Source organism: bacterium (assembly GCA_028821235.1).
GTDB lineage: Bacteria > Actinomycetota > Acidimicrobiia > Spongiisociales > Spongiisociaceae > Spongiisocius.
The window spans coordinates 1-7,525 of record JAPPGV010000049.1; the positions used below are offsets into that span (position 1 = coordinate 1).

Here is a 7,525-nt window from a genome sequence, read left to right on the forward strand (position 1 = left end):
TACGGACAGATCTTTGGCCGGGATCGCAGATCTGGCCCCACCGGGTCTCAACAGAATCTTCTTCAGCACGGGGGGCTCGATCGCCAACGAGACGGCGGTGCAGACCGCCCACCATTACTTCCGGCTTCAAGGTAGGGGCAGCAAGCGGTTCGTGCTCAGCGTCGACCAAGTCGTACGAACCAAGAACGAAAGCCTGTCGGTCGAGCGCGCTGTCCACTTGGTGCGGCAACGCATGAAACGGATAGCAGCGAGGACACGAAGGGCGGCCCAGCCCAAACCACTCGGATCGCTCTTCGATTCCACGTCCAGTTAGAGGTACCAGCCCCGTGGGGGTTAGGCGGCCCAAGCCTCTGAGAGGACTTCGGCCTGTTGTAGGACGGTTTGGGTGGCTTTTCCCTGCTTGTCGGGCGGGTAGCCGTAGTTCCGGAGGGTGCGCTTGACCAGAACGCGGAGGTGGGCGCGTACATCTTCACGGAGGTCCAGTCGATCGTCACGTTGTTACGGACCTTCTCGACCAGCTCTTGAGCAATGGTTCGCAGGACCTGATCGCCGAGGACGGCTACGGCGCTGTCGTTGGTTTCTAGGGCGTCGTAGAAGGCCAGTTCGTCCTCGGTGAGTCCGAGTTGCTCGCCTCGAGCGTTGGCCTCTCCATCTCCTTGGCCAGTTCGATCAGCTCTTCGATTACCTGGGCGGCCTCGATGGCTCGGTTCTCGTAGCGGCGCAGAGTACGTTCCAGCATCTCGGAGAACGACCGGGCCTGCACTACGTTTTGCGACGCCGGGTAGCTACCTCCTCTTTGAGGAGCTTCTGCAACAGCTCCACCGCGAGGTTGCGTTGGGGCATCCCTCTCACCTCGGCTAGGAACTCGTCGGAGAGGATCGAGATGTCTGGTTTCTGCAGCCCCGCGGCGGCGAAGATGTCGAGCACCCCTTCAGCGGCTACAGCCCTAGAGATGATCTGGCGAACCGCCCGGTCGAGGTCTTCCTGCTCGCGGGCCGTGCCCGGCGCCGGTTTGACCATCACCGATTGCACAGCCTGGAAGAACGACACGTCGTCGCGGATGCGTTTGGTCTCCTCGTGGGGCACCGCCAGGGCGAAAGCCTGCGACAGCCCACGTACGGCGGCCACGTAACGGTCCTTGCCATTGTCCTGGGCCAAGATGTGTTCCTGCGCGGCCGGCAGCAACCCCAAACGCTCCTGCGGTGTGCCGCGCATCCACTTGGACCAATCGAAACCCTGGCACAGGGGATGCCCGACCGGGTGCCCGCCTGTTCCGGGGGCGACGTGTGTTCCGTCATGGCTCTCGGGGACGATCCCCGGACCGGAGGACCGTGGCTGGAGGGCATGAACGACGCGGTGGGCTTCGGCGCCCACGCCGGCGGAGACGGTGAGGACGGCATCATGCATCTGAGCGAGCCGGGCTGCCGCAACAATCCCGTGGAGGTGCTGGAGATCAAGGGTCCGCTGCTGATCGACCACTACGGCTACCGGCCCGACACCGGAGGCCCCGGTAAACACCGCGGCGGCGTGGGTATCAGCAGGGTCTACCGGTTCCTCGCTCCCGCCACCGCCATCGCGATCCTGTACAAGACCGAGAGCCCACCATGGGGCATCAACGGCGGGAAGGAAGCCGATCCCAACCACGTCGTGATCGACCCGGGATCCGAAAACGAGGAGCGGAAGGGGAGCAGCTACAACTTCCTCGAGGCCGGGCAGGTTCTCGCCAACAACACCGGCGGAGGCGGCGGCTGGGGCAACCCCTTCGAGCGCGACCCGGCCCTGGTGGCAAAGGATGTCCGCAACGGCTTCGTATCCGTCGAGGCAGCCGAACGGGACTACGGCGTAGCAGTGGACCCCGCCACCTTCCGCGTGGACACGAAACGGACGACGACCCTCCGCGGATGAGGGAAACCCTGTTGGTCAATCCCCCATGCTTCATTGGATCGAGACGGGAGAACCATCCCGGTTCGCGATCACTTCGGCCGGCTCCCGGATCCGCGGCCAATACCCTTGACGCGTCCCTCCATCTGCACTGAAATGCTCTCCGTGCTGTTCGGATGAACCAGCATGACCCGTCCAAACACCGGAGTGAGACTGCCCGAACCAAGTCGTCGGTTGCCTTGGGCCTTTAGCCGGATTGAGCATCTCTGTCGGCGTTCCGGTCCGGCTACCTAGTTGGGGCCGCGCCTTTGGTTTGTCCGGGGGGTGCGTGGTCAGTCATCGTCTTGGTGGATAGTCTGACCTCGATGATGGGTGTGGATCATGCATCTCTAGGAGTGCGGAGTCCTTCGGCGGGGCTCCGCGGTTGACAGCTACACCGAATGAGTTCTGTCCCCATCAGCCGGTCTTGCGCTGGATGATGACCGTGTGGTTGGTCTGCCTGCCGGACGATGTCGCCCTTGCGTTCACGGATTCGGAGGAGTCCCCTGTATGAGACGAGTCATTCCCGCAGTAGTCATCGTGTTTACGACCCTTGCGTGCGCACAAGATCCTGGCGCTATGGCCGAGTGGCCTTATGTCGGCTCTGATCAGGCGCACACCAAGTATTCGGCTGCTGAGGAAATCACGCCTGCCAACGTCGGTGAGCTGACGATCGTCTGGAAGTGGGAGCCGAACGAGGCGCCTCTCGAGGAGTACGGGACGCGACCGGGACCCTTCCAGGCGACGCCGATCATGGTGGGCAATGTCCTGTACCTCTCCACGATGTACACGCGGGTGGTGGCGCTCGACGCCGAGACGGGGACGGAACTCTGGACGTTCGATCCCAAGGCCTACGAAGGCGGGCCGGAAGGCGCGGGACCGACCGGCTTCAAACATCGGGGTATCGCCTACTGGAGTGACGGGGACGGCGCCCGCATCTTCCTCAACAGCCGTGATCGGCTGTACGCGATCGATGCTGAGAACGGTGAGTTGGACCAGACCTTTGGCAACAGCGGGAGCGTTCTGTTGACCGAGGGACATGGTCGGGAGGTGAGCCGTTTCGAGTTCGACCAGACCTCGCCTCCTGTGGTGTTCGAGGACCTGGTGATTGTGGGCAGCCGCGTGCCCGACGGGGTGCAGCGAAGGTTTGACCCGCCCGGCACGGTGCAGGCGTTCGACGCCCGTACGGGTGAGCGTCGCTGGGTTTTCTTCACCATCCCACAGTCGAGCGACGACTTCGGCGCGGACACTTGGGAGGATGAGGCTTGGCGCTTCACCGGCCACGCCAACGTGTGGGGGCTGATGTCGCTGGATGCCGAGAGGGGCCTCCTTTACGTGCCTACGAGCACGCCGAGCAGCGACTATTGGGGAGGGCGCCGGGTCGGGGCGAACCTCTTCGCCGAGTCGCTGGTATGCCTCGACGCTCGTACTGGTGAGCGTAAGTGGCACTTCCAGGCGGTGCACCACGGCGTGTGGGACTACGACTTGTCCGCCGCGCCGAACCTGGTGACGATCGATGTGGACGGACGCGAGATCGACGCGGTGGCCCAGGTATCGAAGCACGGCTTCACGTTCGTGTTCGACCGGGTTACGGGCGAGCCGGTATGGCCGATTGAGGAGCGTGCGGTGGACACGGCGACCGATGTGCCGGGCGAGGTGTTGTATCCGACCCAGCCGTTCCCGACCAAGCCGCCGCCGTTCACCAGCCAGGGAGTATCGCTCGAGGACGCGAACGATCTGACTCCCGAGATCCATGCGCTCGCGGTGGCCGAGATGCAGCGGTTCCGGCTGGGTTCCCTCTTCACGCCTCCGAGCTTGGAGGGAACGCTCCAGCGCCCGGGCGCGAGCGGCGGGGCAAACTGGGGCGGAGCCGCATTCGACCCGGAGACCGGACTGCTCTACGTGCGGGCATCTGACGACGCCGATACGAACCAGGTCTGCGAGCAAACGGCCGACGATCCGCGGGTCGATGTGGAGTACAGCAACAACTGTCCCTACGGCGCGACGCTCGTCATGTACAAGGAGGCCGGCGGACCGGGCGCCGCGCAAGCCCCGGAGAGCGGGCTCGGCCCGATCCCCCTCACCAAGCCCCCCTACGCGCACCTGGTGGCGATCGATCTCAACGCGGGGGAGATCGCATGGAAGGTGCCGTTCGGCGAAGGGCGACCTGAGATCCGCGAGCACCCGCTACTTAGCGGCGTCGACTTGCCGGAACGGCTGGGCACGACCGGTAACTCCGGACCGCTGGTCACCAGAGGCGGGTTGGTGTTCGTGGGCGGCGGCGACCCATACCTCTACGCGTTCGACAAGGCTACCGGCACCGAGATCTGGCGCGGTGCGACACCGTTTCCGACAAACGCGAACCCGATGACCTACCACACGTTGTCGGGGCGGCAGTTGGTGGTCATCGCGACGGGTTCAGGCTCCGACGCGGCGCTCATAGCCTTCGCGAGGCCCCAACAGTGACTCCAGGACGCGGCTGGCAACGGCGTCGGTGATGTGACCGTGCGAGGGCGTCTGCCCTGTTTCACGGACAGATGAACGATTAGCGACTAGAAGAAGCCTTACGAGTGACCGACCCGGAGGGGCTAGGGACGGTAGAACCGGCCGGGCACCCGGGCTATAGCCACATCGCAAGGGACGTTCCCCATGAGCGCTTCGGCGTTGCTCCCCAGGAGGACTATGTTGGAGTCTCCGGCGCCCCGGCTGGCCGCCACCACCAGATCGGCATTGCTGATCCGGGCGAACTCGGCGACGGTCTGGGGCGGCGGCCCGTCCAGGACCACCGACGTGACCAGGCCACCCCCGCCGGCCACGAACTTCTGCAAGCGCTCCTCCAGAACGCAGAGCCGCCAGCGCGCTGGCAGCCCTCCCCGATGAGGAGCGCCCCTGACCTACGGCATCATCGAAGACCGGGGCGTGCCGCCACTGGCAAGCAGGTCCTACAGCCTCATGGGTCTCCGGTAGGACAGGGCAGTCCCGGGGCCCCGTACCGCGATGGTGGGTGGCCCCAGCAACCGGTGGGGCAAACCGCTGAACCCGGCAACCATCCATGACCATCAGCGCAGCCTCCAGCGCCCGGACACCTCGCGTAGGCAGGGTTACCATCTGACTGGCCCGGTCTCGCAAGGGTGAAGCGCAAGAGGGGGTTTCTGTGTCTGACGACATGTTGCTGGCCTATCTGGTCTCAAGCTTCCCCGGAAGAACAGAGGACATCGCGACGGAAGCTCTCTGCCATGTCTTCCGTCACTCGGACGCCTGCGTGGAGGCTTTGGGTGACGTGGTCCAGTCCGGCGTGCGCGACATCGACCCCATCGACACCGTGAAGACGCAGGTCATCGGGCGCGATGGAACCCGCCCGGACCTGGTCTGCTTCGATGAGACGGGTCGGGAGCGGGTGCTAATCGAAGTCAAGTTCTGGGCCGGTCTCACCGCGAATCAGCCCAATTCCTACATCAAGCGACTTCCCGAGGACAGTCCTGCGGTCGTGATGTTCCTGGTGCCTGAGGACAGAGTCCGGTCTCTGTGGCCCCAGTTGAGGGAGCGCCTCCGCCGCAAGTTCGGTCTTGACGAGGAGATCGACGCCGAGCGCCGGTGCGTACGCATCACGGGCAGTCAGCGGCATCTGATGGTGGTCAGCTGGGGAAGCCTGCTCGACGCGATGGCCGCCAGAAGCAGTGACAGCGACGAGCCAGGACCCGTGACACAGATCCGCCAACTACGTAGCCTCGCGCGATACGCAGACAAGGGAGCCTTCAAACCGATTCCCCCAGGCAGAGAGTCCGGCACCGATTCGGAGATGCGGCTACGCCAATACCGGCGCCTCGTCGATGCCGCAACCGAAGAAGGCATCAACCAGGGTTGGGCGGACCGCAAGGGACTGCGCGCGACTCCGAAGCCCTACGGCTACGGCAGGTACATCCGCCTGCACGGTGCCGTGGTGTGGTTCGGCATCAACACAGACCTGTTCGAGACCACCGGCGAGACCCCGCTCTGGGTCGGGCGCCACCAAAGCTACGCCGACGAACCGGAAGTGAGCCGAGAACTTAGCGAAGAGGACCAAAACTGGTACCGCAGGCATAGCCGACATTGGTTCCCGATCGACCTAATGAGAGACGCCGAGTACCCCCAGGTCCTCGCCGGCGTCGTTGACAGCCTGAAACGGTACGGCGATGCCCTCCAAGAAGCCCGGAGGGCCGTAGAACATCGTGCGAGTGGCTCCACCGTTCGTGTCGCAGCGTCCGCAAAGGCAACGGAGGCACACTGACTCACGGGCCTTTGACCGTGATCCCCGGCCGGATGGAGAGCGGCCTGAGCCCGGCCGATCGCTCCCGGGCATCGCAGTCCGTGTTGATGAGCATTGCGAACCGCGAACCATACCGTCAGAGTGGCGCCTGGCGGCAAGTCTCCCAGCGGAAGTCGCTGACCCGCTCAAGCCGCGCGTCTTAACCACCGGCCGAGTGCCGCCGTGACGGCGTGCCCGGAGAGGGTCGCTTAGCTCATGGGAGTCCACTGAGGCGTAGCTCGGAGCTTATGCTGCAGAAGCCGCCTCTCGTAGGAGGCTAGCGAGCAGGTTGTCCAAGGCGTTGGCTGTGTCCTCGAAGTAGTTGGAATGGGTCACCCTGATGGCATCCACCGAGTCCGCACCAAGCAGCACGACCTCTACCCGGGGGTTGTCGCGGTATTGTTCTTCTCGCTCGCTGTACGCCGTGAGTGCCCGCGCGGTATCGCGGAACTCTTCCAGGCTGATCTGCTCCCCCGTGTCATGGTCGAACGTGATGAGGAAGTCAATGGTGCTGTGTCTTGCCATCAGGTCCTTCCCGGATCATTGGTGACCGGACCTTGGTGCAGGCTAGTCGCTACCAATCTAGCCAGCCGGGTGAGAATGTCCATGTGGGCCTCTGTGAACGGCTGGCCGGGCGCTCGCATCGAGAGGACCGCTGACAATTCCCTCAGCAGTTCATGGACTTTGTCCGGGCCATCGCCGTTCTTGAAGTCAATACCGGTCATACTGGTCAAGAGCTCCACGACCTTGGCCCAACTGTCTTGTTCTCGGGTGCGGAGTTGCACCTCGATTCGCCGGTCGTGGTACCTCGTGTAGATATGGATGGCCCGATAACCCGAGGACTTAGGTGAGGCTACATAGTCTCTGATTTTGTCGGCCTGCTTGTTGCGCCTGAGGCTATTCCTGCAGAATCGCTTCACGACCTGTTGGACCTGTTCTTGCGTGGCGAGAACGGCCCGACAGCCTCCGATGTCCTGCATGCTCGACAGATCCATCGTGGGAAGTCGGCGGAGTTTGTCCTCAATGGTGGGCAGCCTCTTGAGTCGCCGTGAAACGTCAAGGTCGATGCCCTCCGTGTTGAGGCACGACCGTAACCCCATGTATGCAGCGTGCAAAGGCGCAGCATGGGCAGACCGGTAGGCCTCGACGACGTCCCGTGCCTTGCGGACTTCCGCACCAGTTGGCGCTGATGGCGATCAGCGAAATTCCCCAGAGTTGGTCAGCGAATTTCCCCACCCTGGGTGTGTTGGTGAGTCTAGTTCGGTGCTCCTTTCGGTCGGTGTTTGCGGGCTTGGGCTTGGTAGTTGCGTAGCCGGTAGC

General features: G+C 63.8%; 7 protein-coding genes and 1 pseudogene. 4 read left to right on the forward strand and 4 right to left on the reverse strand.

What is annotated here, in order from left to right; translation table 11 throughout:
- Positions 1 to 313, forward strand: a 313-nt coding sequence (locus OXK16_05335; GenBank protein MDE0375370.1) for a hypothetical protein, incomplete at its 5' end; no start/stop codon positions are given.
- Positions 314 to 333: 20 nt separating this feature from the next.
- Here the strand turns inward: OXK16_05335 and OXK16_05340 are convergent.
- Positions 334 to 1,236 (reverse strand): annotated as a pseudogene (locus OXK16_05340) (DUF3387 domain-containing protein).
- A gap of 12 nt (positions 1,237 to 1,248) precedes the next feature.
- Between OXK16_05340 and OXK16_05345 the strand changes: the two are divergent.
- Together OXK16_05345 and OXK16_05350 are read left to right on the forward strand one after the other, a co-directional pair.
- A complete protein-coding gene (locus OXK16_05345) occupies positions 1,249 to 1,905 on the forward strand; it encodes a hydantoinase B/oxoprolinase family protein (GenBank protein MDE0375371.1) in 657 nt (218 codons plus the stop codon).
- Positions 1,906 to 2,499: 594 nt separating this feature from the next.
- Complete coding sequence (locus tag OXK16_05350) at positions 2,500 to 4,386, forward strand: PQQ-binding-like beta-propeller repeat protein (GenBank protein ID MDE0375372.1); 1,887 nt, start codon at positions 2,500 to 2,502, stop codon at positions 4,384 to 4,386.
- Positions 4,387 to 4,508: 122 nt separating this feature from the next.
- Here OXK16_05350 and OXK16_05355 read toward each other — a convergent pair whose 3' ends face one another.
- On the reverse strand, positions 4,509 to 4,748 hold the full coding sequence (locus OXK16_05355) for a universal stress protein (protein ID MDE0375373.1): 240 nt from the start codon (positions 4,746 to 4,748) through the stop codon (positions 4,509 to 4,511).
- Positions 4,749 to 5,074: 326 nt separating this feature from the next.
- Between OXK16_05355 and OXK16_05360 the strand changes: the two genes are divergently transcribed.
- The gene (locus OXK16_05360) at positions 5,075 to 6,187 is read left to right on the forward strand and encodes a hypothetical protein (GenBank protein ID MDE0375374.1); all 1,113 of its coding nucleotides are present in this window, start codon (positions 5,075 to 5,077) and stop codon (positions 6,185 to 6,187) included.
- Between the two features lie 264 nt (positions 6,188 to 6,451).
- On the opposite strand, the gene OXK16_05365 is transcribed toward OXK16_05360, so the two are convergent.
- Together OXK16_05365 and OXK16_05370 are read right to left on the reverse strand one after the other, a co-directional pair.
- Positions 6,452 to 6,730 carry a hypothetical protein gene (locus tag OXK16_05365; protein ID MDE0375375.1) on the reverse strand — a complete coding sequence of 93 codons (279 nt, stop codon included), beginning with the start codon at positions 6,728 to 6,730 and terminating at the stop codon, positions 6,452 to 6,454.
- Complete coding sequence (locus OXK16_05370) at positions 6,730 to 7,305, reverse strand: RelA/SpoT domain-containing protein (protein ID MDE0375376.1); 576 nt, start codon at positions 7,303 to 7,305, stop codon at positions 6,730 to 6,732. Before OXK16_05370 ends, OXK16_05365 begins: the two co-directional genes overlap by 1 nt.
- Between the last annotated feature and the right edge of the window lie 220 nt (positions 7,306 to 7,525).